The sequence below is a fragment of the Subtercola vilae genome (genome assembly GCF_004923255.1).
Classification (GTDB): Bacteria; Actinomycetota; Actinomycetes; order Actinomycetales; family Microbacteriaceae; genus Subtercola; species Subtercola vilae.
In genome coordinates this window covers 46,771-71,801 of the sequence record NZ_QYRT01000005.1, presented here as the reverse complement: position 1 = coordinate 71,801, position 25,031 = coordinate 46,771, and the positions used below count along the sequence as shown (strand labels likewise).

Here is a 25,031-nt window from a genome sequence, read left to right as displayed (position 1 = left end):
GAGAATCAAACGCACAACCGCCGGAGTCGCAGTTGCCGGCCTGGCCATCGGAGGAGCATTGTTTCTGCCATCCTCCGCGTCTGCGGCGCCGCGGCTTCCCAGCCACAGGCAGACTGGGAGTTCATGAAGTGGGATGAAGCGAACAAACAGTTTCTGATCAACGCTGATCTCAGCGCGACGTACAACACGGGACAAGACGGCGCCGATGCGACCTACCTCGGGTACTCGGTCTACGCGACCCAAGCTGGCAGCGCCAGCCCGATGACGTACAAGACAGTGGCGTCCAACGGCGTGCTCAGCGAGCCCGGCGATCCGTTCAGCCTCAGCCCCACGGATGCGCTTCCGACGTATGCTCTCGGCGACGTCGCCACGGGGTCGACGGCTACAGCGGACTACATGATCGCCGTAGAAATGGGCACTGCGAGTGGTACCGGCTGGGGTATCGATTTTCACTACTCAGGCAAGTTCCAGTGCCCCGTCATCACGGGGGCATACACGACCGACGGCACCGTCGGCACGACGTATGCATCGACCGTGGGAGCAACGGCGGAGGGTGCGGTGACTTACTCGGTCGCTGCGGGATCTCTGCCTGACGGGCTCACGCTCGACCCGACTACCGGCGCGATCACGGGAACCCCTACGACGGGCGGCACGACGTCGTTCACGGTCTACGCCACCGATGCGTGGGGCGAGTACACGAGTATCGATGCCACCATCGCTGTTCCTGCGGTTGCCGTCGTGACACCGACTCCAACCGCAACACCGACAGCAGCACCTGCCGTGGTGGCCGCGGCCCCGACAGCAACCGCAGTTGCGGCGTCGAAGACGTCGTCGCTCGCTGAGACCGGCAACGATGTCATTGTTCCGATGTCGGCAGGCGTACTGCTGCTGCTGGCGGGAATTGCTGGTTTCGTTCTCCGCCGTCACCGACGAACTGGCGCAATCGAGTAGTCGGCATCGAAGGTGAAGGCCCGGTCTCAGCGCAGTGCGTCTGAGGCCGGGCCTTCCGCTTGTTGGGCCGGTGTCGACCGTTGTGCCCGCCGACCCTGACCCCGTCCCCGTCCCCGTCACCGGGAGCCGTGCATCCGGTGACGCTTAGGTGTACCAGCTCGGCTCGGGAATCTCGTTGAGCAGCACGTACTGGCCGACTTCGCGTTTCTTGTAGGGCAGGGGATCGTGAAGGGTGTGGGTTCGAAGGTTGCGCCAGAAGATGTCGAGACCGACGGTGTTCGAGGATGCCCGGGCCCCCGTCAGCTCGAATACCTTCGTCGTCGCTTCGAGGCCGTCTTCTGCGATGCGCAGTTTCGCGGCGGCAATCAGTACCGCGATTTCGCCACGGCGACGCTCGGTCAGTGTCTCCCGCGGAGCATGGAGCACGGCGCTGATCTCGGCACCCGCCTTGTCGATGAGGGCCTCGTCTGCCCACAGCTTCGATGCCAACTCGCCGTAACCTTCGAGCAGGTACCATTCCTCGCCGGCCGACGGCTTGTTGTCGCCGCCGTACGGCCACGACCGTGTCTTCTCGCGGGTGTACTCGGTTGCGGTCGCGATGGCGCCCTGCGCGATACCCAGATAGAAGTTTGCGAATACGAGCTGGATTGTGGGCACATTCAACGTGTTGTACACCAACGGCTGAAAGACTTTGCCGACGAATCCGGCCGCGGAGGCCCAGTCGACACGCACTCCGCGAATGTCTACTGAACCCGATTCGGTGAGGCGCTGACCGAGGTTGTTCCAGTCGTTGCCGAAGACAATAGCCGGCTGCTCTGTTGGCACGATCGCGAAGATATGGGTGTCTGTGCCTTCGAGAATTCCTTCGAGCACCGTCAGATCGGAGACTCGACCGCCGGTCGAGAACGACTTGTGACCGGTGAACACGAGCTCGTCGCCTTCTTCGACGATGATGAGGTCACTGTCGCGGGGGTTCACTGCACCGCCGAACAGAAGGTTGTTGGTCGTGTAGAGCTCTTCGACGGCGGAGATCTGGTCTTCGGTGGCGACGAGGCGAGCTGCCCACGCCCAGAGGTAGTGGTATCCGAGCAACTGCCCGATGGAACCATCGCCGCGAGCCACCTCACGAATGACCCGGTACGCGGTGTCCCACGTCTCGCCGCCACCTCCGTGCCCGGCGGGCCCGAGCAGTGTGACGAGCCCCGAGTTCTTCAGCAGCTGCACCTCGGCGAACGGCGGCTGATTCGCGTTGTCGCGTTCGACCGCGTCAGCAGCGAGAATCGTGCTGACCTCGGCCGCTCGCCGAATCCAGCCCGCTGCGGTAGACGGTCGGGCTTGGTTCGCCCAACGATTCTCTGGGCCGGAATTGTTCGTCGTGGGTGACGCAGTGTCAGTGATCGTCATGGGAGCCTCCTGCTCAGTGGTGCGGATGGCCTAAGCGTGCCCCCTCAACCGCCCGCGAAACGTTTTGTTTCAGGGCGTGACGGAATACGTCGCCATGTGTCACCCACTTCGCGGTGACACATTCAGCGGAGACCAGACGGCGGAGACCAGACGGCGGCGACCAGACAGCGGCGCTCGCCCCGGGCGTGCTCAGCTTCTGACCCCGCTCAACCGATTCGGATGAGCTTCTTGTTCACGAACTCTTCGGCGCCGAGCCGGCCGAGCTCCCGGCCGAAGCCGGAACGTTTGACACCGCCGAACGGCAGCTCGGGTGAGTCGGCGAGCACAGTGTTGACGAACACCATGCCCGCGTCGAGCCGGTCGGCTACCCGCAGCGCCTGAGCTTCGTCAGTGGTGAACACGTACGAACCGAGCCCGAACGGGGTGTCGTTCGCCACGCGCACTGCGTCGTCTTCGTCGGCGGCACGATAGACGGCGGCAACGGGCCCGAAGAACTCTTCACGGTAGGCCGGGTTCTCGGGTGTGATGGATGTCAGCACTGCGGGCGAGAAGAACGTTCCGTTTCTCTCGTGCGGGCCCGCAATCACGGCACCGGCTTGCACGGCGCGCTCGAGCTGCTCTGCGAGCCGGTCTGCCGCTGCGGTCGACGACAGCGGACCCAGCTTCGTCGTCTCGTCGGTCGGGTTCTGTGGCTGCACGGCCGAGAGTGCGGTCACGAACTTGCCGAGGAACGACTCGTAGAGATCGTCAGCGACGATGAACCGTTTTGCCGCGTTGCACGACTGGCCGTTGTTATCCAGTCGCGCCGCAACAGCGGCTTCGACAGCACCATCGAGGTCGTCGGTACTCAGCAGGATGAACGGGTCGGAGCCGCCCAGCTCCAGCACGACTTTGGTGAGGTTTCGCCCCGCGATCTCGGCGACGGCCGCACCGGCGCGTTCCGATCCGGTGAGCGAGACGCCCTGCACTCGGGGGTCTGCTATTACCGTCTCGATCTGCTCGTTCGACGCGAAGAGATTCGTATAGGCGTTCGCTGGGAACCCCGCGTCGAGAAACAGCTGCTCGAGAGCGATCGCGGTTTCGGGGCACTGGGGTGCGTGTTTCAGGAGAATGGTGTTGCCCACGATCAGGTTGGGGCCGGCGAACCGGGCAACCTGGTACAGCGGGAAATTCCACGGCATGATGCCGAGCAGCACTCCGAGCGAACTGCGCCGAACGAGTGCAGAGCCGGCGCCCCCTCGGAGAGAGATGGGTTCGTCCTGCAGAAACTGTTCGGCGTTCTCGGCGTAGTACGCGTAGATCTCGGCGCTGAAGTCGACCTCGGCCAGGGCCTGGTCTAAGGGCTTTCCCATCTCTCGCACGGCCGTTTCAGCCAGCTGCTGACGGCGCTCAGTGTGCAGCTCGGCGACGCGGGCCACCAGGGCGGCCCGGTCGGCGATGCTCGACGGCCGCGACCACTGCCGATGAACGGTGTCGGCACGCTCGATGGCACCCACGAGATCTGAGTCGGAGATCAACGGATACTCGACACCGGTTTCTGCGGTGGCGGGATTCACAACACTGTAAATGCTCATGGTGCCTTTCAATTCGGAATCAGGGTGTACTTGGTCGAGAGATATTCGTGAATGCCTTCGGCTCCGCCCTCCCGGCCGAGCCCCGATTGTTTCACACCGCCGAAGGGCGCGGCGGCGTTCGACAGCACACCCACGTTCAGGCCCATCATGCCAGTGTCGAGCCTTTCGATCATGCGGTGCCCGCGCGCCAGGTTCTCGGTGAAGACGTAACTGACCAGCCCGTACTGGGTGTCATTCGCCAGCGCGACGGCCTCCTCCTCAGTATCGAACTCGACGATCGAGAGCACCGGCCCGAAGATCTCCTCGCGCAGAATGTCGCTTCCCGCCGGGGTGTTCGTGATGACGGTCGGCTCGTAGAAGCTGCCGATGCGTTCTGGCCGGTGGCCGCCCGCTACGAGCCGCGCGCCACGGTCGAGCGCATCACGAACCAGCTCGTCGACCTTGTCGACAGCGCTGTCGTTGATGAGCGGACCGATGTTCACTCCGGGCTCGGTGCCCCGCCCGAGGGTGAATGTACCGACCCGTTCGGCGACGGCCTCGGCGAACGGGGCCGCAATCGAGCGGTGCACGATGAAGCGGTTGGCAGCGGTGCATGCCTGCCCGATGTTACGGAACTTCGCGGCCATCGCCCCCTGCACCGCCGTGTCGAGGTCTGCGTCGCCGAACACGATGAACGGCGCGTTGCCGCCCAACTCCATCGACGTGCGCAGTACGTTCTCGGCGGCCTGCGCGATCAACTTTCGGCCGACGGCGGTCGAGCCGGTGAAACTCAGCTTGCGTAGTCGTGGGTCGGCGATGATCGGGCCCGAGACCGCTGCCGAGTTCGATGTGGTGATGACGTTCAGAACGCCGGCCGGCAGCCCGGCCTCTCTGAAGAGCGTCGCGAGGTACAGGGTGGTGAGAGGCGTCAGCTCTGCCGGTTTGACAACCACCGTGCATCCGGCTGCCAGCGCTGGCGCTATCTTGCGGGTCGCCATTGCGAGCGGAAAGTTCCACGGTGTGATGAGCAGCGCGGGGCCGACCGGGCGCTGGGAGACGATGATCTGCCCGGTGCCTTCAGGGTTCTGCCCGAAGCGCCCCGAGATGCGAACGGCCTCTTCGCTGAACCAGCGCAGAAACTCTGCCCCATAGACCACCTCGCCGGCGGATTCGGCCAGCGGTTTGCCCATCTCGAGCGTCATCAGCAGGGCGGCTTCATCAGAGCGCCTCGTGAGAAGGTCGAAAGTGCCGCGCAGTATTTCGCCGCGCACCCGGGGTGCGGTGGCGGCCCAGTCGTCAGCGGCGGCAGCCGCGGCATCGAGGGCGCGAATGCCGTCGGCGGGAGTCGCATCGGCGATGCTCTTCAACACCCGGCCGGTTGCCGGGTCGAAGACGTCGAGCGTTCTGCCCGCCTCGCTCGGCACCCACTCGCCACCGATGAAGAGCAGACCGGGTACGGCGTCGAGCAGGGCGGATTCGGTGGTCGTCACGAGAGCTCCTTCAAATTCGGGTGGGTGCGGGCCAGCGCCAGGCCTAACGAGAGGGCCATGTGACGGGTTCGGCTGCGGGCGGCGCCGCTCACGGGTAGAGTCCCCGCAGGCGGTGGGCTTCGGTGACCCGCGCCACTGCGAGGCGCGTTGCCGCTGCCCGAAGGGTGAGCTCGTGCGCCCGTGCGTGTTCGTTCACGGCGGCCCAGGCGGCGAGCATCCGCTCCTCCAGACGTGCCTCAACGTCACGTGCCTGCCAACGGTACGACTGGTTCGCCTGAACCCATTCGAAGTACGACACGATCACGCCGCCGGCGTTCGCGAGAATGTCAGGCGCGACGAGCACGCCATGTGATGCCAGAATCGCATCGGCCGCACGCGAGGTTGGCCCATTCGCGCCTTCGACGATGATGCGGGCCCGGATGCTCGCGGCATTGCCCTCATGGATGACACCCTCGACCGCAGCGGGCACCAGCAGGTCGACATCGAGTTCGAGTAGATCTGCCGCCTCCAGTTCGTCGGCGCTGCCGAAGCCCACGACGGAGCCGGTGGTATCGACGTGCGCACCCAGCGCGTGGATGTCGAGCCCGGCCGCCCGGTGAATGGCGCCGTACTGGTCGCTCACCGCCACGACCCGGGCGCCTTCGTCGGCCAGAAAACGGGCTGCGTCACGCCCGACCTTGCCGAAGCCCTGAATTGCCGCGGTCGACCCGTCGACCCGAATGCCGAGGCTGTGGAGTGCCGCCTTCGCGATGTGCACGACCCCGCGCGAGGTTGCGCTGGCACGGCCGAGCGACCCGCCGAGGCTGAGCGGCTTACCGGTGACGATGCCGGGTACGGTGTGGCCCTGGCTCACCGAGTAGGTGTCCATGATCCAGGCCATCGTACGCTCGTCGGTGCCGATGTCGGGGGCCTGGATGTCTTGCTGCGGCCCGATGATGGGCAGAATCTCGCTCGTGTACCGGCGGGTCACGCGTTCGAGTTCACCGATGCTGTACTGCCGTGGGTCGAGGGCGATTCCGCCCTTCGCGCCGCCGTAGGGCACATCGAGCAGCGCACACTTCCAGGTCATCCACATGGCCAGAGCGCGCACCTCGTCGAGGGTCACATGCGGGCTGTAGCGCAGGCCCCCCTTGGCGGGCCCGCGAGAGATGTTGTGCTGAACGCGGTACCCCGTCAGCACCTGCATGCTGCCGTCGTCTCGCCGTAGCGGAATCGTCACCGTGAGCTCGCGGCGCGGCTTCGCGAGCATCGTGTGAAGGCCTTCGTCGTAGCCGAGAGCGGCCGCGGCCTCGGCGAGCTGGGCCTGGGCATCGTCGAGGGCCGAGGTGCGGCCGGTCAAGCCGGTCTGAACGACGGCGGGCTGAGTGGGCGAGGGCTGAGTGAGGGAGGGCTGAGCGAGTGTCATGAGGTGGCCAGTGCCTTTCGCACCACGGCGATGCCGTCGCGAAGCAGTTCGTCAGAAATGGTGAGCGGGGGCAGAAATCGAATCACGTTGCCATACGTTCCGCAGGTGAGCAGGATGACGCCGTCGGCGTGGGCCGCCTGCGCCACGCGAGAGGTCAGCGCCGCATCGGGCTCGTTCGTCTCGGGGTCGACGAGTTCGATGGCCACCATTGCGCCGCGCCCCCGCACGTCGCCCACGCGTCGGTCGACACGGGCGATCGCCTGTAGCTCGTCACGCAGCACGGTCTCGATCTGGCGGGCGCGCTCGATGAGGCCGTCATCCTGATAGCTCCGGATGCTCGCCACCGCCGCCGCGCAGGCGATCGGGTTGCCTCCGTAGGTGCCGCCGAGGCCGCCCACGTGGGCGGCATCCATTATCTCGGCACGGCCGGTGACTGCCGAGAGCGGCAACCCGCCGGCGATTCCCTTGGCCGTCACGATGAGGTCGGGAACGACCCCCTCGTGCTCGGAGGCGAAGAGCGAACCCGTTCGCGCGAACCCGGTCTGCACCTCGTCGGCGATGAACACGACGCCGTTCTCGCGGCACCACGCGGCGATGGCCGGCAGAAAGCCGGGGGCGGGAACGATGAAACCGCCTTCGCCGAGAATCGGCTCGATGATGACGGCGGCAAGGTTTGCTGCGCCGATCTGCTTCTCGATCTGGCTGATGGCGCGGCGTGCCGCCTCGGGGCCCGCCAGGTCGCCGTCGCGAAACGGGTACGACATCGGAGCCCGGTAGACCTCGCCGGCGAACGGCCCGAAGCCGCTCTTGTACGGCATCGACTTCGCGGTGAGTGCCATCGTGAGGTTCGTGCGGCCGTGGTAGGCGTGGTCGAAGGCGACGACGGCCTGCTTGCCGGTGAAGTACCGCGCGATCTTCACTGCGTTCTCCACGGCTTCGGCGCCCGAGTTGAACAGCGCGCTGCGCTTCTCATGGCTCCCGGGAGTCAAGGAGTTCAACAGTTCGGCCACCTCGACGTAGCCCTCGTACCCGGTGATAGTGAAGCAGGTGTGGGTGAACTGCGCCACCTGGTGGGTGACAGCGGCAACCACCGCTGGGGCCGCGTTGCCGACGCCGGTGACAGCAATGCCCGATCCGAGGTCGATCAATGTGTTGCCATCGATGTCGAGAACCACGCCGCCGCCGGCCGCCTGCACGTAGATCGGCAGGGTGACGCCCACGCCCCGTGCCACGGCCGCAGTCTTGCGTGCCGTGAGAGCGCGCGAACGCGGCCCAGGAATCTCGGTGACGAGGTTGCGGCGCTGCGCCAGCTGTGGCCCGCCGAGCTGTAGAGGCTCTGTGGCCTCGGTGGTCAACGTCATTATTGTCCAATCGCATCAGGTGGTCAGGGAACCAGTCTGGCTTCCGGATGCTCACCGACACAGTGCCATACTGGTTCAGTATCTCGAGGCTGATGCCACACTGGCAGAACGGAGGGCGCTATGCCCGCAACACTCCGATCGCTCGTCGATCACGACGCGTTCGGTGTCACCGAGCGGTCTCCGCACGACGAAAGCGCTGCCGTCATCGGCTGGGTGCACAGTTCAGACCTCGAAGACCCGTCGCCCTTTCTCTCGCCCGGCCAGATGCTCCTCACGACCGGCCGCCAGTTTCCTGACAACGACAGCGAGCTGTATTACAGCGATTACGTCGAACGCCTGGTACGAGCCGGAGTCGTGGCGCTGGGGTTCGGCACTGAGGTCATTCGTGCCGGAACCCCCGCTGCCCTCGAGGCCGCCTGCCGGAGCGCCGACCTGCCGCTGGTCGAAGTGCCGTATCGCACCCCGTTCATCGCGATCAGCCAGTGGGTGGCGGGCGTTCAGGCCGCAGAGGCCCGCAGCCGCGTCGACTGGGCTCTCGCCACGCAGAACGCGGTTTCGGTGGCGGCCCTCGGCGCCGGCGGCGTGCGGGCCGCGATTCAGAAAACGGCCGACCACCTCGCGTGTGAGATCGCCCTGTTCGATGCCGATGCCGAACTCACCGATGCTGCAGCGGCATCCGGAATCGGCCACAGCACGGTTCCCGACGAAGTCGTGGCGCACCTCGGCCGGCTGCTCGGCGCCCAGCATCGCTCGCGCAGCGATCGTGTGGTGGCAGGTGCATTCGTCACCGTGCAGACGCTGGGCAGCACCGGATCGCTCACCGGCGCGCTGGTACTCAGCCGCGCCGAACCTTTCGATTCGGCGGACTTCTCGGTGGTGACCACTCTGGTTGCCCTCGCCGAAGTCTCGCTCGAACACCGGCAGAGCCTGCGGGTGAGCCTTCGGGCTCTGATGGAGCAGCTCTTCCTGCTGCTGCGTGACGGTCGTGTCGTCGAGGTTCGCCGTGCCATCGAAGCGATTGCGGCCGGCATGCCGGGGGAGCGCTTACGAGTGGTCGAGGTGCGTCTCGACCTCAGCCGCCCGGCGCTTCGTGACGCACTCGAACGCCGGGCATCCGAACCCCACAATCGATTGTTCATTACGGGCGGCCCCACGCGGCTCACGCTGCTCATTGAGCCGTCGTACTGGCCTGATCTGGCGGCGTTCATCCGTCGTCGAGGGGGAAGCGCGGGGGTCTCTGACGCCATTGGCTGGCAGAGTCTTGCCATCGGCGTCGTTCAGGCCCGGCGGGCGCTCGAGCGCACGAACCCGGGTGAGGCGACGCAGTTCAGCGAACTCGTGTCAGCCAGCTTTCTCGGGCTGCTCGCCTCGTCGAGCGTGGCCGAAATCGCGGATGCCCGGCTTTCGGTGCTGCGGGCGTCGGCCCACGGCTCTGCTCTGCTCACCGACGCGGTGGTCTGGCTCGGCCACAACGCCGCCTGGGATCCGGCCGCCCGGGAGCTTCACATTCACCGCCACAGCCTGAAGGCGCGCATGGCCGAGCTCGGCCAGCTCGTCGGGCTCGACCTGGAACGCTTTCAAGACCGGGCTGAGTTGTGGGCCCTGCTCTCATCGCTCAATCTCTATGACGTCTGACCTGCTGGAGTCTCGGCCGGTCGCTCGGTGGCGGGTGAGAGATCGCGGGTCAGCGTCTGGCCGGTGAAGAACGCGGGGTTCACCGCCCGCATGACGAACATCAGAACGACTCCGGCCAGCAGAAGGCAGATGCCCAGAATGAACACCAGGCCGAGCCCGGCGACATTCGAACCGCTGCCGAAGTCGGGGTTCGCCGAGTCGATGAGAGTGGTCACGAAGATCACCGCCAGAATGACGCCCCCCACGAGCGGCGCCAGGAATTTGAAGAAGAACGAACGGATGCTCTCGAATGCGTTTCGGCGAAAGTACCAGACGCACGCGAATGCCGTCACGCCGTAGTAGAAGCAGATCATCATGCCGAGCGTGAGGATCGTGTCGGTGAGCACGTTCTGAGACAGCACCCGCATGACGGCGTAGAAGCCCCAGGCCACCGCCCCTGCAACCACGGTGGCGAAGCCGGGCGACTTGTAGCGCTGGGTGATCGACGCGAATCGCTTGGGGAAGGCCTGGTAGTGACCCATGGCCAGCATGGTGCGAGCCGGGCCGACGAACGTCGACTGCAGCGATGCCGCCGAACTCGAGAGCACGGCCAGCGACAGCAGAATGGCGAAGGGGCCCATGATCGGGCCGGCGAGGGCCGCCAAGACGTTGCCTGAAATGTCGGCGTTGCCGAGGCCGAGCGCCCCGGCGCCGATACCGGAGAACATCAGCGCTGCTACGGCGACGGCCACGTAGAGAACGAAGATGATGACGACCGTGAGGGTGGCAGCGCGGCCGGGGGTGGTTTTGGGGTTCTTCGTCTCTTCGTTCATGGTGAGGGTCACGTCCCACCCCCAGAAGATGAAGATCGAGAGCGAGACTCCGGCCGCGAAGGCCGAGAAGGTCGGCACGGCAAATGGGTTGAACCAGTCGAGACTGAACGATGTCGCGTCGAAGGCTGAGCCGTTCGAGACGTGCACGATCGCCGCCACCGTGAACCAGACGAGAACAATGAGCTGAAAGCCCACGAGCCAGTACTGAACGGCCTTCGTCGCCTCCATGCCGCGATAGGCCACATAACAGGCGGCCACCATGAAGGCCAGACAGGTCACGATATTGAGGGGCAGATTCAGCGCGAGGTCAGCCAGGCTGGGGTTGCCGAAGATCTGAGCGAGCGCCAGATAGAAGAAGTCGACGGCGACGCCCGCGAGGTTCGAGAGCACCACCACCGTTGCGACGATGAGGCCCCAGCCGCCGAGCCACCCCACCCAGGGGCCGAACGCCCTGGTTGCCCAGGTGAACGAGGTGCCGCTGTCGGGCATGGCGTGGTTCAGTTCGCGGTAGCCGAGGGCGACGAGCAGCATCGGCAGAAAGCCGACGAGAAAGATGCCCGGCATCTGAGTTCCGACGACGGCCACGGTGGGCCCGAGCGACGCGGTGAGCGTGTACGCCGGAGCGATGCACGAGATACCGATGACGGTCGCCCCGAGAATGCCGATTGTGCCGGCAGACAGGCCTTTGGCCGAGAGCCCCTTGCCGGCCAGCCCGTCTGAACTCGAGTCGAGGGGGGCATCCATACCCGTCGACGATGATGCGGGCACCGTGTTGTTCGTCATGCGTTTGATGGTCACTCCTTTGTGATCTGTTGGCTGGGTTCTACTGGCTAAGAATCTCGGCGGCGATGCGGCGGCCCACACGAATGGCGCCGTCGACGTGTTGGTATCCCTCTGCGGCCAGGTCACTCGACCCGAAACGGATGGGGCCGACAGGCTCGAGTTGCAGGGCGCCGTAACGGGTGAGCCCACCCAGGTCGAAACTGGTGGCGTAGGCGCCCTGGGTCCACTCTTCTGCCGCCCAGTCGCTCTCGAAATAGACGGCCGGAGCAAGGGCTTCTGGGCCGAAGTATGCGGCCAGCGAAGCAAGAATCTGGGCTCGGCGGTCTTCGGCGTCGAGGGTGAGCATGCGGTCGGCCTTCTCATCGGAGACGAAGCCGACGAGCGTGCCTCGGGTCTCTCCGTAGTTCGAGTTGTCGTACGCCTCGTGCACGATCTGGTACGGGCTGAACGCCGTTCCCGACAGGCCTTTGTCGCGCCAGAACGGAGTTTCGTAGCTTGCGTGAACCTTGATGACCAAGCCGAGCGACTGATGCTGGGCTGCCTGCTGGCGAAGCCGGGGCAGCGCCGGAATGTAGTCGATGCGTGAGTAGAGGTTCGGCGGCACTGCAACGATCACGTGGGCGGCACGCACCTCGAGGGTGTCGGTCGAGACGATGACCGAGTCGTTCTGCCAGGCGATCGATCGCACCGGCTGGCCGAGAAGAACGACGCCCTCGCCGAGCCGTTCAGCGAGCGAGAGGGGCACCCGCTGCAGGCCTCCGATGACGCGCTTGTCGAGAATGAAGTCGGCGTCGACCAGGTTGCTGAACGAGCCGGCGCTTGCCGCCATCAGCAGCGCCTGGAGCAGCGAGAAGGCGTGCGCCGGCTTCGTGAGCATGGCGTCGGCGATGAAGAGCGCGATGTTGGCCCGGGCCTCTGCATCGTCGGTCTGAGATTCGAGCCAGCTCAGAAACGAGACGTGATCGAACTCTGCGGCCCGCGGCTGTGACCACGGTGCGGCAGGGTCGGTCGCCGCCGTCAGCTCGTCGAGCAGAATTATGAGGCGCTCGATCTCGTCACGGGTGTGCTGGCTTGCCGGAAAGATCTCGCCGGTGAACCGCCGCGCTTCGCCGTCAGTACCGATGTAGACACTCTCACCCTCGCGGTAGCGGGAGTACGTCTCGAGCCCGAGGGTGTCGAGCGTTTCAAGAAGAGCGGTCTGATCGGGTGAGACCCACTGGCCACCGATCTCATACAGCTGGCCGTCGACGGTGTCGGTCCAGACTCTGCCGCCCACTCGGTCTCGGGCCTCGAGAACGAGCACACGCTGGCCCGACCGACTCAATTCGGTGGCCGCGGTGAGCCCGGTTACACCGGCACCCACAACCACAACGTCGACTTCACGTATCTCGGTGACCATTCGATCTCCTCCTTAAGATCCAACGCCTAAAATAAACGGCGTTAATTTAGCAAAGTACTGGAGCAGATGCACGATTGCAAGTTAATGTTGAACAGCGAACAAAGGAATGACGTGCATCCTGTCGACCATCACCGGGGCGCCGGTCGACCGGCGACCGCGCTGCTGAACCGCAAGCGCATCACTGATGCGGCGATGCGCCTGATTCGAAGCAAGGGCCCCGATGGCTTGACGATGGCCGGCCTCGCCAGTGCGCTCGGGGTTTCTGCCGCAGCCCTCTACAACCACGCCGATTCGAAGAACATGATTCTGCGCTGGGTCGAAGACCGGCTGATGCAGATGATCGACGTGAGTGCCTTTGGCGAGATCGACTGGCGTTCGGCGACGATCGTGTGGGCGCGAAACTACTGGCGCGTCATGCGAGACAACAACCAGTTCGTCGAAGCCATCGCGAAGACCCCCATCGGCGGCGCGCCCCAGACCATCGCCATGTATGAAGCGGTGGCGGCGGGCCTGCTCGCCGGCGGATGGCCACTTGAGCGCATCGTGCCGGCGATCATCGCGATCGAGTCGTTCATCTACGGGTCGGCGTTCGACGCGCAGGCACCCGAATCACTGCTCGACCCCGGCGAGTTGTCGGCAGACGCGCCGGTGTTCAGCCGGGCGGTCGGGCACTATCGCTCGGCCGACTACAACGTTGCGGCCGAGCACACCTTCGAAGACGGCTTGGCGGCTCTCCTCACCGGGTTGGCGCTCAGCGCGGGTGTTCGGGGTTAGTGCCCGCGGGCGATCCACTCGTCGAGGTGAGGTGACTCGCTGCCGATGGTTGTCGAGTCGCCGTGCCCGGTGAGCACGACGGTGCCGGCGGGGAGCGTGAGCAACCGTGTCGTGATCGATTCGATGATTGTGGGAAAGTCGCTGTACGAGCGGCCGGTTGCCCCCGGTCCGCCGTTGAAGAGGGTGTCGCCGCTGAACAGGGTGTTGAGGCTGGGAGCGTAGAAGCACACGGCACCGGGGGAGTGCCCGGGGGTATGCAGCACCTCGATGTCGACCCCGGCTACGGTGACGATCTCGCCGTCGACGAGGGCGGCGTCGGGCTCGGTGTCGGGGTAGACCGCGTGCCAGAGCATCCGGTCGCCGTCGTTCAACAGTACTGGTGCGCCGGTTGCAGCCTTCACCGCGGCGACCGCGTCGATGTGGTCGTCGTGCGCATGGGTCAGCAGGATTGCCTTCAGCGAACGGTTGCCGACGGCCGCGAGGATGCCCGCCGCGTCGTGTGCCGCATCGATGACGATGCACTCGGTGTTGTCGCCGATGATGAAGACGTTGTTGTCGACGTTCCAGGTGCCGCCGTCGAGGCTGAAGGTGCCGTTCGTCACGAGGTTCTCGATGCGGGCGGTCATCAGATCACCACCACCGAGCGCAGTACGTCGCCGCGCGCCATGCTCGTGAAGGCCTGCTCGATGTCGGTGATCGCGATGCGCTCAGACACGAACTCGCCCAGCGGCAGGCGGCCCTGCAGAAACAGGTCGGTGAGCATCGGGAAGTCGCGTTCGGGCAGGCAGTCGCCGTACCAGCTCGATTTGAGCGAGCCGCCGCGGCCGAAGACGTCGAGCAGGGGAATCTCGAGCATCATGTCGGGCGTGGGCACGCCCACGAGCACCACCGTGCCAGCGAGGTCGCGGGCGTAGAACGCTTGACGCCAGGTGTCGGGACGGCCGACCGCATCGATCACGACGTCGGCGCCGAAGGTATTGGTGAGCGCCTGCACTGCGGCGACGACCCCGGCCTCGTCGAGACTGCTCGAATCGATGACATGGGTGGCGCCGAGTCTCTGGGCGGTGACGAGCTTCTTCGGGTCGCGGTCGATGGCGATGATGGTGCTCGCACCAGCCAGTTCGGCGCCGACGATGGCGGCTGTTCCCACGCCACCGCAGCCGATCACGGCGACCGAATCGCCGCGCCCCACGTTGCCGGTGTTCATCGCGGCACCGAGGCCCGCCATGATGCCGCAGCCGAGCAAGCCGACCGCAGCGGGGTCGGCGGCCGGGTCGACCTTCGTGCACTGCTTCGAGTGCACGAGCGTCTTCTCGGCGAACGCGCCGATACCGAGAGCGGGGCTCAGCTCGGTACCGTCTTCGAGCGTCATCTTCTGGGTCGCATTGAACGTGTTGAAGCAGTACCACGGCTCGGCGCGCACGCAGGCGCGGCACTCGCCGCAGACGGCGCGCCAGTTCAGCACGACGAAGTCGCCGACCTTCACATTCGTGACACCGTCGCCGATGGCGCTGACTCTGCCCGCGGCCTCGTGGCCGAGCAGAAAGGGAAAGTCGTCGCTGATGCCGCCCTCGCGGTAGTGGTAGTCGGTGTGGCACACCCCGCAGGTCTCGATGTCGACAACCGCTTCGCCCGGCCCGGGATCGGGCACGACGATTGAGACGAGTTCGACGGGCGAGCCCTTGGATCGGGCGATGACGCCGGTCACTGTTGTGGGCCTGGGGGATCTCCTTCGAGCGTGGCGATTGGTGCTCGGATCACCCTACCCGCCGAAACTTTGGCCGGGTGTCTACGCCTCGGGCTCGGCGAGAAGGGTGAAACGCGACACCGTCGCGCCCTCGATCTCGACGATCTCTTCGAACATGTGCCGCGGCCTGACCCAGAGGCCTTCCAACACTTCGGCCCGGTAGATCACCATCTCGGCGAGCGTCTCCGAATCTGTGGCCGTGCCGATCGCGTGATAGAGGCCGCCTTTGAAGTGGCGGTAGCGGCCGGTCACGAATTCGCTCATGCGCTCAATTCTGTCAGGTGTGCCGCCGAGTGATGCCCCGGCCTGCCTCCTGTTCGAAATGACCCCAGCTCAGGGCGTCTCCTCGTCGGGCCTCTGTGCGACAGACCCAATCAGGCGCACCAGCAGCGTCGCCGTGATGGTGGCGCCGGCGAGGATGCCCGCCAGCACCACGATCTGAAAACGGCCCGCCTCAAGTGGTGACGAGCCCCCGAAGATGGCGCCGACGAATGCCCCCGGCAACACCACGATTCCGGTGGTCTTCGTCTGGTCGATGGAGGGCACCATGGCCGAGTAGATCGCGCTGCGCGCCAGCTGTCTGGTCGACTCGATGGGTCGAGCGCCGAGGGCCAGCCAGCCCTCGACTTCACTCCAGTGGTCGCGCACCGATGCGCGAAAGGTTCTGCCGGTGAGCGTGGCGATGCTCATGGTGTTGCCGACGATGATGCCGCCGATGGCGAGCGCGTAGCGCGGCGAGAACTCGATCGCCCCGGTCGTGAAGACGATGACAAGCACGGCAGCGTTGCCCGCGAGCATCGACAGGCCCACCGCCATCGTCTGTCGCCGGTCGGCGTGGATGCGCCGCGAGGCCGTGTAGACCGCCGCCGTGAACATCACCAGCAGCCCCACGGCCACCCACACGGGGTTGCCGATGATGCCGCTGAGCACCAGGCTGAGCGCCGCGAGTTGTAGCGTGCCCCGCAGAATCGCCCACACGGGGGCGGATGCCCGGGGCACCCGTGCCGCACTGAGACCGGCTACGGCGATGGCCGCCAGCAGCACCAGAGCGACGATCGTCGGAACGAGCCCGCTCATCACTTCCACAGCGGCAGACTACGCCCTGCGTCGGCGGCGGAGGATGTCGATGGCGATCGGCAGCACCGACACGATCACGATCAGCACAGCGATGATCTCGATGTTGTTGGCCACGAACGGGATTCCGCCCAGAAAGTAGCCGGCGAGCGTCAGTATGAGAGCCCATGCGACACCCCCGATGGTGTTCCACAACACGAACGACCTGAACGGCAGCTTCGACATTCCCACGGTGGGCGGAACGAACGTTCGCACCACGGGTACGAACCGTGCCAGCACGAGTGCCCGCCCGCCGTAGCGCACAAAGAACTCGTCGGCCTGGTCGCGATACCGGGTCTTGAAGAGGCGCGCATCGGGTTTGAACAGCCTCGGGCCGAACCGCCGCCCGATGTGGTAGCCCGTCTGGTCGCCGAGAATTGCCGCGATCGACACACAGACGACGAGCACGGGCAGTGTCAGGCCGAGAGGCGCAGCGAGAATCGCAGCAGTGAAGACGAGAGTGTCGCCCGGCAGAAACGGAAACAAGAGCCCGGTCTCGACGAAGATGATGGCCATCACGACCACCAGCACCCACGGCCCCGCCCCTTCGAGAAGCGAGGTGGGGTCGAGAATGCTGGCGCTGACCATGTGGCTTGCGCTGACGAGGGAACCGGCGCTGTGCAGAAGGCTCACTCGATGGCCAACGCTCTGACAGGCGACACACGCACGGCCGAACGTGCCGGCACGGCCGACGCGACCACGGCGAGAACAACGGCGCCGGCGACGATGCTGATGATGATCCACGGCGCGATCGTGGGCCAGAAGAATCCGCCGATGTGGTGGTCGCTGGCAATGGCGGCGAGCACACCGGCCCAGCCGTAGAACACTCCGAGAACGAGCCCGGCGACGCCGCCGACGACGGTCAGCTGGATGCTCTCCGCCAGAATCATCGTGCGAACCTGCTTCTTCGTGAAACCGAGGGCGCGCAACAGGCCGATCTCGCGTCGGCGCTGAATCACGCTCAGCGAGAGCGAATTCACCAGCCCGATCGCGGCGATCACGAGCGAGAACCCGATCAGAACGGCGAGAATGCCCATGGTCAGTTGCAGGAATGCCTGGTCGCCCGCTTCGTCTGCGGCACTGGCACCGGCCGCAACGGGGCCCGTCTGGGCGAGAAACGACTGGCCGGCCACCGAGAACATCGTGACGAGCGTGACGCCGATGACCAAGCCGATCGTCGATCGAGCCGAGCGGGCAGGGTATCGCAGCGCATTCGCACTGGCCAGCACGCTCGGGGTCGACGAGCCGGTGAGGCGCCCTGCAACGGTGAGCAACGCCGGGATGAAGAAGCTCGAGCCGAGCACGAAGCCGACGAAGCTCAGGGCGCCGCCGGGTGCTGCGACGAGCAGACCGAGGGGCGTCTTGAGCCCGAGAGCAACACCGGCCACGAGCAGCACGATGCCGCCGACGAAGGCTGCGATGACAAGGCTTCGGAGTCGCTTCGGCATTTCGGAGACGGTGACGACCGGGGGCTCCTGGGTGGCACCGGTCGCCTCGATCGGCGAGACGCCGAGAATCTTTCGCGAACCGAACCAGGCTGCGCCCGTGGTGCTGACGACACCCACGAGAATGGGCGCGACCAGCAGTGGTGACAGCGTGTTGATCGACACCGCGACGAAAGTTCCCGACGAGACGAGCGCGCCATACGCGATCTGCGTCACGAGCAGACCGACGACCAACCCGAGAGCCGAACCGACAAAGCCCACCACCGCGCCTTCGATGGCGATCGCGCCGCGGAGGGTCTTCGCCGAGGCACCGAGCAGCCGCATGAGTGCGATGTGTTTTGCTCGGCCGGCCATGATGATGCCGAAGGTGTTGGCGGTGACGATGCAGGCCACGAACACCGCGATGAAGAAGAACAGCAGATCGAGCACGTCGAGCAGTGCCACGACGTACCCGTGCTGGATGAACTTGCCACCGATCGACTGAACGCGCAGCACCACATCCATCTCGATCATCATGGTGGCGAACACCGAGGTGATGAACGCTACGAGCAGACTGGAGGTGTGTTGGCGGCCGCCGTGCCAGAGCTCGCGAAAGGCGAGGGCTCTCACGATGCGACCTCGAGGTTCAAAATGATGTCGGAGAGCGTCTTCGCGTCGCTCGCCCCGACATCGTGCGCGATGGCCCCGTCGGCGATGAAGATGACCCGGTCGGCGTGTGAGGCGGCGACGGGGTCGTGGGTGACGAGCACGACGGTCTGCTGGTATTCACGAGTGAGGTCGCGAAGCAGTCCGAGTACTTCGCGGCTCGACTTCGAGTCGAGGTTTCCGGTCGGTTCGTCGGCGAAGATGAGTTGGGGGCGCATGGCGAGGGCCCGGGCGATCGCGACGCGCTGCTGCTGCCCCCCAGAGAGTTCGTGCGGGCGACGCTCTTCGAGCATCCCGATGCCGAGGCGACCGAGCAGCACACGCACCCAGGCGAGTTCGTCGGTGCTGGGCTTGCGGCCGTCGAGCTCGAATGGCAGGGTCACGTTGCCGAGCACCGAGAGGGTGGGCACGAGGTTGAAGGCCTGAAAGACGAAGCCGAGATGGCGGCGGCGCAGCAGGGTGAGAGCATCGTCGTCGAGGTGTGTGATATCGGTGTCGCCGATGCTGACCGAGCCGCTCGTGGCCGTGTCGAGGCCCGCGAACACGTGCATGAGCGTCGACTTGCCTGACCCGCTCGGCCCCATGATGGCGGTCAGCGTGCCGCTGTGGATGTCGAGGGTGACGGTATCGAGTGCGGTGGTGGCGCTGTCTCCGGTGCCGTAGACCTTGCTGACGTCGACCGCCCTGGCGGCGACCTTTGCGGGTGTCTCACTCATCTGCGCCTCTTTCTTGTGGGTACTCTTCACGGTAGCCAGCATGTCTGGCGCGGCGAATCAGTCGATGGGGGTAACTCGGCCTACATCGATGTGATGATGACCGCCGACTATCGGCTGCCGATAAGCCTCCCGCTTCTTTATGCCGAATATAAGTCTTAGGCTTATATATACGTTATATAAGCAGTATGCTTATGAAATGCCTTTCCTTGTGTCGTCGCCGGTAGCGGTCATCGTCGACCTCGTACGCTCGCGCCAGATCGCGTCGCGAGCCGAGGCGCAACCCCTGATCGAAGACACGTTCGGGTTCGTCAACGGGCGGGTGAACCCCGTGCAACCCATCAGGGCCACCATCGGCGATGAGTTTCAGGGCGTGTTCAGCACCCTGGGTGACGCTCTCGAGGCCACGCTTCTCACCCGGCTGGCGCTACCGTCAGGCCTTGACTGCCGGTTCGGTATCGGCAGCGGCGCCATTGAGACGGTGGGGGAGGGAATGGCGGGGCGCCTGCAGGATGGTCCGGGCTGGTGGCTCGCCCGGGAGGCCATCAACGAGGCGCACACGCGCGAGAAGCTGCGAAACCCCACCCTGCGCAGCTGGTTTCGTGCAGCGACAGACGAGGGCGGGGCATCCGGAGCCCGTCTCGAACCCGCGTACGAGTCGGTGGTGAACGCCTACCTGTTGACCCGCGACCACCTCATCAGCACCATGAACGACCGGGCCCGGCGTGTCACACTCGGCACAGCGCTCGGCAGGTCGCAGAGTGAACTCGCGGCTGACGAGAAGGTCTCGCAGTCGGCCATTTCGCAGGCGATGAGAAATTCGGGCGGTTCGTCGCTGCTGTCGTCGCTCGATGCCCTGAAAGGTGGTGCCCTCTGATGCTGGCCGCACTGCTGCTTCTGCTCATCGGGTCGGCCGACCTCGTGCGCCCGCGCCGCGCCAGGCGCTCGGCCGCACAGATCATCGCCGTGGTCTGGCTCCTGCTTGTGGTGCTCGCGTGCGTCGGCTGCGGTGTGCCGTTCTGGGCCGCGGCGATAGCTGTCGTGCTGGCCGGGGCGTGGCTTCTCACCACTACCTCGCGCGAACAGCTGCGGCAGTCGGCGGGGCTCTGGCCAGTGGCCGGCCTCGTGGCGGCGGTGGTGCTCGCCCTGGCCTTCGACCGCACCGGCAGCTCGCTGTCGGGGTTCGTTGTCGACTGGCATGCGGATGCCCCCGCCGGCGCCCTGCGAACCCTCAGCCTGCCCACCCTCGCTCTGGCCCTGGCCGCCATCGTGTTCCTGACAGAGAGTGGCAATATCGTGGTGCGCACCGCATTGCATCCGCGCGTGCCCGAGCCGGTCCCCGAGCCAGGCGAGCGTGCCGAACTGGCGGAGAATGACTCGTCAGTAGTCAGCCCTTCGGCCGATCTGCGGGGCGGCCGCCTCATCGGCCCGCTCGAGCGTCTGCTGATCGTCGCCCTCACCCTCTCTGGTTCGTACGCCATCGTCGCTGCCCTCATCGCCGCCAAGGGAATCGTGCGGTTCCCCGAGATCTCCCGCGACGGCGTCGCCGGCTCGAAGGCCGAATACTTTCTCGTCGGCAGCCTTGTGAGCTGGACGGTGGCCATCGCCGCCGCCGGCCTGCTCTGGCTGTCGGTACAGCCCCACTGATACCCGAAACCCCGGAGACCATGACTTTCTCGTTCGAAACCCTGCGCCGCCGACCCGACGTCGAATCTCCCAACCTGTTCGCGTTCGACGCGAGCGATCGGCTGATTCTCGACGAAGCGCGCGAAGCGCTGGGGGAGGCGGGCTCCGGCGAGGTGGTCGTGCTGGGCGACCGGTATGGCGCACTCACGCTGGGGGCTGCGGCCGAGCACGAGCTGACGGGCATCCGGGTGTTCCAGGATGCCCTCACCGGTGAGCAGGCTCTGGCCTCGAATGCCGACGCCGCGGGGCTGGCCGGGGTCTACTCCTCGCACGCGCTCGATGCGGGCCTGCTCACCGGGGCGCGTGTCGTGCTGCTGCAGCTGCCGCGCTCGCTCGCCGAACTCGAGGAGATCGCCGACGCCATCGCCAGGTACGCCCACGAAGGCGTCGCGGTGTTCGCCGGCGGCCGCATCAAGCACCTCACGCTCGCCATGAATGACGTGCTCGCTCGGTTCTTCGGCGAGGTGCACGCCACACGGGCGCGCCAGAAGTCGCGCGTGCTCATCGCGCGAGGTGCGTTGCGACCGACGGATGCCCCGCCCTACCCCCGGTTCGAAGAGCACCCCGAGCTCGGCCTCACTGTCGCGGGGCACGGCGGTGTGTTCGCCGCCACCGGCCTCGACATCGGAACGCGCTACCTGCTCGGCTTTCTCGACCGGGTCAGCCCCGACGCGGGCGTCGCCATCGACCTCGGCTGCGGAACCGGCATTCTCGCCGCGGCCCTCGCCCAGCGCCTGCCGAACCTTGCCGTCACCGCGACAGACCAGTCGGCGATCGCCGTCGCCTCGGCGCGCGCCACGCTGCTCGCCAACGGTCTCGAGCGCGTCACCGTGGTGCGCGACAATGGCCTCTCCCAGCAACCGGATGCCCACGCCGACGTGATCGTCTGCAACCCGCCATTCCACGTGGGTAGCTCGGTGCACACCGGGGCAGCCCTCGCCCTGTTCCGCGACGCCGCACGGGTTCTGGCTCCGGGCGGTTCTCTCTTCACCGTGTTCAACTCCCACCTCGCGTACCAGCCCGACCTGCGGCGAATCGTGGGCCCGACCACCGTGCTCGGGCAGAACAGTAAGTTCACCGTGACCGTCTCGACGAAGCCCGCCCCGCGCACTCGAGACAACTAGGCTGGGGCTGTGTCAGTAACGGTTCGCGAAGTCAATGAGGTGATCGAGCGGCTCTGGCCTGTCGAGAACGCCGAGCAGTGGGATTCGCCGGGGCTCGTGACGGGGTCGCTCGCGGCTGAGGTGACGAGCATCCACCTGGCTGTCGACGCCGTGTCAGACACGGTGAACGAGGCCATTGCCCTCGGCGCCGGCCTGCTGCTCGTGCACCACCCGCTGCTGCTACGCGGGGTGACCACGGTGGCTGAGAACACCTATAAAGGGGCGATGCTGGCGAGGCTCATCCGAGCGGGGTGCGCCCTCGTTGCGGCGCACACCAATGCCGACATCGTCGAGAACGGTGTGTCTGCCGTCATCGCCAGCCGACTGGGGCTCGAGAACGTCGTGCCGCTCACGCCGAGCGCGGTGCCCGGCACCGGAATCGGCCGGGCAGGAGATCTGCCGGCACCCGTCACACTCGGGCGCCTCGCACTCATTCTGGCCGAAGTGCTGCCGGCCACGGCCACGGGCATCCGGGTGGCCGGGCACTACGACACACCGGTTTCACGCGTGGCGCTCTGCGGGGGAGCAGGCGACTCGCTGCTCGGCGAACCCGAGGTGCGGGGCGCCGACGTGTACATCACGTCAGACCTGCGTCACCACCCCGCGTCTGAGGCCAGGGAGCAGGCCGAGCTCGGCAACGGCCCCGCCCTCATCGACGTCTCGCACTGGGCCAGCGAATGGCTCTGGCTCGAGGTTGCTGCCGCAGAGCTGCGGCACGCGCTTCCGGGAGTGAGCGTGACAGTCAGTGACCTGCGCACCGACCCCTGGGATTTCGTCGTCACGCAGTGAGGCTCGTACTCACCGCCAGACGCACAAAACATCTTCGGCTGCACCCGACAAACAGCCACAACTGTAAGGATTGAACCATGAAAGCACCCGTCTCAGAACAGCGGTCGTTGCTCGAGTTGCAAGCTGCCGACAACCGGCTCGCCCAGCTGGGGCACCGCGCCAAGACGCTGCCGCAGCAGAAACGCCTCGACGAGCTGGCGGCACTCGCCGGCGCCGTCTCGCGCACCTTCGCCACCGTCAGGGGCGAGCTCGAAGACGCGCAGCTCGAGATCTCCCGGGTCGAATCCGACGTTCAGGTGGTGGCCACGCGCCTCAGCCGTGACCGCGAGCGGCTCGAGGTGAGCTCGTCGACCAAAGACATCCAGGCCCTCGAACACGAGATTGTGTCGCTCGAGAAGCGACGCTCCGACCTTGAAGACATCGAACTCGCCGTGATGGAGCGCACCGACGAGATCTCCGGCCGACTGCAGGTTGTCGAGTCAGAACTCGGTGCACTCGCGGCCGAGCGTGACGAACTGCTGGTCTCGCGTGACGCCGAACTCGCAGAGATCAACTCTGAGCGCCGTGGTGTACAGGTCAACCGCGACCTCATTGCCGGCGGGGTGGGCGACGAGCTACTCGCCCTCTACGACCGCCAGCGCGCCCGCTATGGCATCGGTGCCGCGCTTCTCACGCGGGGCATCTCGATGGGCAGCAACGTGAAGCTGCACGAGTCCGATCTCGCGAAGATCAGGCTCGCTGAACCCGACGACGTGGTACTCGACCCTGACAGCAGCTGCATCCTGGTGCGTACCGAGGAGTCGGGGCTCTGAGCCAGGCCGCGCGCGCCTGAGCTACCGCGCCAGAACCTGTAGGCTGGGGGCGCGAATGGGTCGGCAAGACGGTCGCGTTGGGTCGGGCATCCGTGAGGGTGTGCGGGTCACCGAGGAACGTCCGGGCTCCAGAGAGCAGGGCGGTGGGTAACACCCACCCGGGGTAACCCGAGAGATCAGTGCCACAGAGAACAGACCGCCACGGGCGCCTTCGGGTGCCTGAGGTAAGGGTGAAACGGTGGTGTAAGAGACCACCAGCCGCCGTGGTGACACGGCCGGCTAGGTAAACCTCGCCCGGAGCAAGGTCAGACAGAAGGCGATACGGCTGCTCGCCGTGTCTTCGGGTAGACCGCTGGAGGCGTGCGGCAACGTACGTCGTAGATAGATGGCCGTCCATGGGCCTGAACCCTCACGGGTTCGGCCCAAGACAGAACCCGGCGTAACAGCCGGCCCACTCGCACTACCGCAGCGCCCCCCAGTGACCAGAGGCGGCTCAGCGCACGCTGTGCGCGCTCTCGCCGGGGTCGCCCACGAGCTGGCTCGCATTCGGCAGCACCTTCGGCTCGAGGGCCAGCGAGGCTGCTCCCAGAATTCCGGCGTTGTTGCGGAGCGTCGCTGGAACCATCGGCGTGTCGATCGAGATCTTCGGCAGAAACTCTTCGTAGCTCTTCGAGACGCCCCCGCCCACGATGAACAGGTCGGGCCAGAGCAGCTTCTCGAGCTCGGCGTAGTAGGTCTGCAGGCGGGCTGCCCACTGGGTCCAGTTCAGGTCTTCACGCTCTTTGGCGGCGTAGGAGGCCTTGTGCTCGTAGTCGCCGCCGTCGATCTGGATATGCCCGAGCTCGGCATTCGGAATCAGAACGCCGTTGTAGATGATCGCGGTGCCGATGCCTGTGCCGAGCGTGGTCATGATGATCAGGCCGTTCTTGCCTTTCGCGGCACCGAAGCGCACCTCGGCGTACCCGGCGGCATCGGCGTCGTTCACGAACGTGATGTCGCGGTGCAGGGCGTCTTCGAACAGTTTCTCGGCTTCGAGCCCGATCCACTTCTTAGACACGTTCGCGGCCGACATGGTCTTGCCGTTCTGCACCACGGCAGGAAAGTCGATGCCGATGGGAGCATTGGCCGGGGCATCCGAGAGCTTTGAAAGCAGTGTCTCGACCGTGTTCACGACGTCTTTGGGCTTGCCGCCCTCGGGGGTGTCGAGCTTGATGCGGTCGCTCAGTAGTTCGCCCGTCTCAGTGTTGACAATGGCACCCTTGATGCCGGTGCCGCCGATGTCGATGCCGATGGCAATGGGGGAGGCTTTTTCGTCGCTCATTCGTCTTCCTTTGTGTCTCGGCCTCCGCAG

At 65.9% G+C, this 25,031-nt stretch carries 23 protein-coding genes and 1 other RNA gene; 9 read left to right on the top strand and 15 right to left on the bottom strand.

What is annotated here, in order from left to right; translation table 11 throughout:
• Nucleotides 1-123 precede the first annotated feature (123 nt).
• On the top strand, nucleotides 124-951 hold the full coding sequence (mprA, locus tag D4765_RS03750; protein ID WP_161580347.1) for an MprA protease, GlyGly-CTERM protein-sorting domain-containing form: 828 nt from the start codon (nucleotides 124-126) through the stop codon (nucleotides 949-951).
• Between the two features lie 144 nt (nucleotides 952-1,095).
• Here the strand turns inward: mprA and D4765_RS03745 are convergent, their stop codons facing one another.
• From D4765_RS03745 to gabT, 5 genes are all read right to left on the bottom strand, one after another.
• Nucleotides 1,096-2,355 (bottom strand): acyl-CoA dehydrogenase family protein, encoded by a 1,260-nt coding sequence (locus D4765_RS03745; protein WP_136640884.1) that lies wholly within the window; start codon nucleotides 2,353-2,355, stop codon nucleotides 1,096-1,098.
• A gap of 206 nt (nucleotides 2,356-2,561) precedes the next feature.
• On the bottom strand, nucleotides 2,562-3,929 hold the full coding sequence (locus D4765_RS03740; protein ID WP_136640883.1) for an NAD-dependent succinate-semialdehyde dehydrogenase: 1,368 nt from the start codon (nucleotides 3,927-3,929) through the stop codon (nucleotides 2,562-2,564).
• 8 nt (nucleotides 3,930-3,937) lie between these two features.
• The gene (locus D4765_RS03735; protein WP_136640882.1) at nucleotides 3,938-5,398 is read right to left on the bottom strand and encodes an NAD-dependent succinate-semialdehyde dehydrogenase; all 1,461 of its coding nucleotides are present in this window, start codon (nucleotides 5,396-5,398) and stop codon (nucleotides 3,938-3,940) included.
• Nucleotides 5,399-5,486: 88 nt separating this feature from the next.
• On the bottom strand, nucleotides 5,487-6,803 hold the full coding sequence (locus D4765_RS03730) for a Glu/Leu/Phe/Val family dehydrogenase (protein ID WP_136640881.1): 1,317 nt from the start codon (nucleotides 6,801-6,803) through the stop codon (nucleotides 5,487-5,489).
• Nucleotides 6,800-8,164: a 4-aminobutyrate--2-oxoglutarate transaminase gene (gabT, locus tag D4765_RS03725; RefSeq protein WP_136640880.1), complete on the bottom strand. Its 1,365-nt coding sequence runs from the start codon at nucleotides 8,162-8,164 to the stop codon at nucleotides 6,800-6,802. The genes D4765_RS03730 and gabT overlap by 4 nt, the downstream gene beginning before the upstream one ends.
• A gap of 120 nt (nucleotides 8,165-8,284) precedes the next feature.
• Here gabT and D4765_RS03720 point away from each other — a divergent pair, with 120 nt between their 5' ends.
• Entirely contained in the window at nucleotides 8,285-9,799 is a 1,515-nt protein-coding gene (locus D4765_RS03720) for a PucR family transcriptional regulator (RefSeq protein WP_136640879.1), read from the top strand.
• Here the strand turns inward: D4765_RS03720 and D4765_RS03715 are convergent.
• A complete protein-coding gene (locus D4765_RS03715; RefSeq protein ID WP_136640960.1) occupies nucleotides 9,787-11,355 on the bottom strand; it encodes an APC family permease in 1,569 nt (522 codons plus the stop codon). The two genes, D4765_RS03720 and D4765_RS03715, sit on opposite strands and share 13 nt — an antisense overlap.
• 79 nt (nucleotides 11,356-11,434) lie before the next feature.
• Entirely contained in the window at nucleotides 11,435-12,793 is a 1,359-nt protein-coding gene (locus D4765_RS03710; protein ID WP_136640878.1) for a flavin monoamine oxidase family protein, read from the bottom strand.
• 111 nt (nucleotides 12,794-12,904) lie between these two features.
• Here D4765_RS03710 and D4765_RS03705 point away from each other — a divergent pair, with 111 nt between their 5' ends.
• Nucleotides 12,905-13,567, top strand: a complete 663-nt coding sequence (locus D4765_RS03705) for a TetR/AcrR family transcriptional regulator (RefSeq protein ID WP_237280239.1) — start codon at nucleotides 12,905-12,907, stop codon at nucleotides 13,565-13,567.
• Here the strand turns inward: D4765_RS03705 and D4765_RS03700 are convergent.
• The 7 genes from D4765_RS03700 to D4765_RS03670 all read right to left on the bottom strand — a co-directional run bounded on the left by D4765_RS03700 (nucleotide 13,564) and on the right by D4765_RS03670 (nucleotide 19,233).
• Entirely contained in the window at nucleotides 13,564-14,193 is a 630-nt protein-coding gene (locus D4765_RS03700; RefSeq protein WP_136640876.1) for an MBL fold metallo-hydrolase, read from the bottom strand. The genes D4765_RS03705 and D4765_RS03700 overlap by 4 nt on opposite strands.
• Nucleotides 14,193-15,275: an S-(hydroxymethyl)mycothiol dehydrogenase gene (locus D4765_RS03695; RefSeq protein WP_136640875.1), complete on the bottom strand. Its 1,083-nt coding sequence runs from the start codon at nucleotides 15,273-15,275 to the stop codon at nucleotides 14,193-14,195. The genes D4765_RS03700 and D4765_RS03695 overlap by 1 nt, the downstream gene beginning before the upstream one ends.
• An 81-nt stretch (nucleotides 15,276-15,356) precedes the next feature.
• Nucleotides 15,357-15,578, bottom strand: coding sequence for a DUF1653 domain-containing protein (locus D4765_RS03690; protein WP_136640874.1), 222 nt, complete (start codon nucleotides 15,576-15,578; stop codon nucleotides 15,357-15,359).
• 69 nt (nucleotides 15,579-15,647) lie between these two features.
• The gene (locus D4765_RS03685; protein ID WP_136640959.1) at nucleotides 15,648-16,391 is read right to left on the bottom strand and encodes an ABC transporter permease; all 744 of its coding nucleotides are present in this window, start codon (nucleotides 16,389-16,391) and stop codon (nucleotides 15,648-15,650) included.
• An 18-nt stretch (nucleotides 16,392-16,409) separates the two neighbouring features.
• On the bottom strand, nucleotides 16,410-17,060 hold the full coding sequence (locus tag D4765_RS03680; RefSeq protein WP_237280238.1) for a VTT domain-containing protein: 651 nt from the start codon (nucleotides 17,058-17,060) through the stop codon (nucleotides 16,410-16,412).
• Entirely contained in the window at nucleotides 17,057-18,481 is a 1,425-nt protein-coding gene (locus D4765_RS03675; RefSeq protein WP_136640873.1) for an ABC transporter permease, read from the bottom strand. The genes D4765_RS03680 and D4765_RS03675 overlap by 4 nt, the downstream gene beginning before the upstream one ends.
• Nucleotides 18,478-19,233 carry an ABC transporter ATP-binding protein gene (locus D4765_RS03670; RefSeq protein WP_136640872.1) on the bottom strand — a complete coding sequence of 252 codons (756 nt, stop codon included), beginning with the start codon at nucleotides 19,231-19,233 and terminating at the stop codon, nucleotides 18,478-18,480. The genes D4765_RS03675 and D4765_RS03670 overlap by 4 nt, the downstream gene beginning before the upstream one ends.
• Nucleotides 19,234-19,429: 196 nt before the next feature.
• On the opposite strand from D4765_RS03670, the gene D4765_RS03665 reads away from it, so the two are divergent.
• The 6 genes from D4765_RS03665 to rnpB all read left to right on the top strand — a co-directional run bounded on the left by D4765_RS03665 (nucleotide 19,430) and on the right by rnpB (nucleotide 24,138).
• Nucleotides 19,430-20,107 (top strand): SatD family protein, encoded by a 678-nt coding sequence (locus tag D4765_RS03665; RefSeq protein ID WP_161580346.1) that lies wholly within the window; start codon nucleotides 19,430-19,432, stop codon nucleotides 20,105-20,107.
• Nucleotides 20,107-20,877: a hypothetical protein gene (locus D4765_RS03660; protein WP_136640870.1), complete on the top strand. Its 771-nt coding sequence runs from the start codon at nucleotides 20,107-20,109 to the stop codon at nucleotides 20,875-20,877. The genes D4765_RS03665 and D4765_RS03660 overlap by 1 nt, the downstream gene beginning before the upstream one ends.
• A 20-nt stretch (nucleotides 20,878-20,897) precedes the next feature.
• Nucleotides 20,898-22,040, top strand: coding sequence for a class I SAM-dependent methyltransferase (locus D4765_RS03655; RefSeq protein WP_136640869.1), 1,143 nt, complete (start codon nucleotides 20,898-20,900; stop codon nucleotides 22,038-22,040).
• Nucleotides 22,041-22,049: 9 nt separating this feature from the next.
• Nucleotides 22,050-22,868 carry a Nif3-like dinuclear metal center hexameric protein gene (locus tag D4765_RS03650; RefSeq protein WP_136640868.1) on the top strand — a complete coding sequence of 273 codons (819 nt, stop codon included), beginning with the start codon at nucleotides 22,050-22,052 and terminating at the stop codon, nucleotides 22,866-22,868.
• Nucleotides 22,869-22,945: 77 nt separating this feature from the next.
• On the top strand, nucleotides 22,946-23,680 hold the full coding sequence (locus D4765_RS03645; RefSeq protein ID WP_136640867.1) for a zinc ribbon domain-containing protein: 735 nt from the start codon (nucleotides 22,946-22,948) through the stop codon (nucleotides 23,678-23,680).
• 56 nt (nucleotides 23,681-23,736) lie between these two features.
• An RNA gene (rnpB, locus tag D4765_RS03640) (RNase P RNA component class A) lies at nucleotides 23,737-24,138 on the top strand.
• A gap of 35 nt (nucleotides 24,139-24,173) precedes the next feature.
• Here the strand turns inward: rnpB and ppgK are convergent.
• A complete protein-coding gene (ppgK, locus tag D4765_RS03635) occupies nucleotides 24,174-25,001 on the bottom strand; it encodes a polyphosphate--glucose phosphotransferase (protein WP_136640866.1) in 828 nt (275 codons plus the stop codon).
• Nucleotides 25,002-25,031 lie beyond the last annotated feature (30 nt).

Bases quoted from the DNA above. Each gene is read 5' to 3' on its own strand.
- mprA (WP_161580347.1), top strand. From the start codon at position 124: ATGAAGTGGGATGAAGCGAACAAACAGTTTCTGATCAACGCTGATCTC.
- D4765_RS03745 (WP_136640884.1), bottom strand. From the start codon at position 2,355: ATGACGATCACTGACACTGCGTCACCCACGACGAACAATTCCGGCCCA.
- D4765_RS03740 (WP_136640883.1), bottom strand. From the start codon at position 3,929: ATGAGCATTTACAGTGTTGTGAATCCCGCCACCGCAGAAACCGGTGTC.
- D4765_RS03730 (WP_136640881.1), bottom strand. From the start codon at position 6,803: ATGACACTCGCTCAGCCCTCCCTCACTCAGCCCTCGCCCACTCAGCCC.
- gabT (WP_136640880.1), bottom strand. From the start codon at position 8,164: ATGACGTTGACCACCGAGGCCACAGAGCCTCTACAGCTCGGCGGGCCA.
- D4765_RS03720 (WP_136640879.1), top strand. From the start codon at position 8,285: ATGCCCGCAACACTCCGATCGCTCGTCGATCACGACGCGTTCGGTGTC.
- D4765_RS03715 (WP_136640960.1), bottom strand. From the start codon at position 11,355: ATGGATGCCCCCCTCGACTCGAGTTCAGACGGGCTGGCCGGCAAGGGG.
- D4765_RS03710 (WP_136640878.1), bottom strand. From the start codon at position 12,793: ATGGTCACCGAGATACGTGAAGTCGACGTTGTGGTTGTGGGTGCCGGT.
- D4765_RS03700 (WP_136640876.1), bottom strand. From the start codon at position 14,193: ATGACCGCCCGCATCGAGAACCTCGTGACGAACGGCACCTTCAGCCTC.
- D4765_RS03690 (WP_136640874.1), bottom strand. From the start codon at position 15,578: ATGAGCGAATTCGTGACCGGCCGCTACCGCCACTTCAAAGGCGGCCTC.
- D4765_RS03685 (WP_136640959.1), bottom strand. From the start codon at position 16,391: ATGAGCGGGCTCGTTCCGACGATCGTCGCTCTGGTGCTGCTGGCGGCC.
- D4765_RS03670 (WP_136640872.1), bottom strand. From the start codon at position 19,233: ATGAGTGAGACACCCGCAAAGGTCGCCGCCAGGGCGGTCGACGTCAGC.
- D4765_RS03665 (WP_161580346.1), top strand. From the start codon at position 19,430: ATGCCTTTCCTTGTGTCGTCGCCGGTAGCGGTCATCGTCGACCTCGTA.
- D4765_RS03660 (WP_136640870.1), top strand. From the start codon at position 20,107: ATGCTGGCCGCACTGCTGCTTCTGCTCATCGGGTCGGCCGACCTCGTG.
- D4765_RS03655 (WP_136640869.1), top strand. From the start codon at position 20,898: ATGACTTTCTCGTTCGAAACCCTGCGCCGCCGACCCGACGTCGAATCT.
- D4765_RS03645 (WP_136640867.1), top strand. From the start codon at position 22,946: ATGAAAGCACCCGTCTCAGAACAGCGGTCGTTGCTCGAGTTGCAAGCT.
- ppgK (WP_136640866.1), bottom strand. From the start codon at position 25,001: ATGAGCGACGAAAAAGCCTCCCCCATTGCCATCGGCATCGACATCGGC.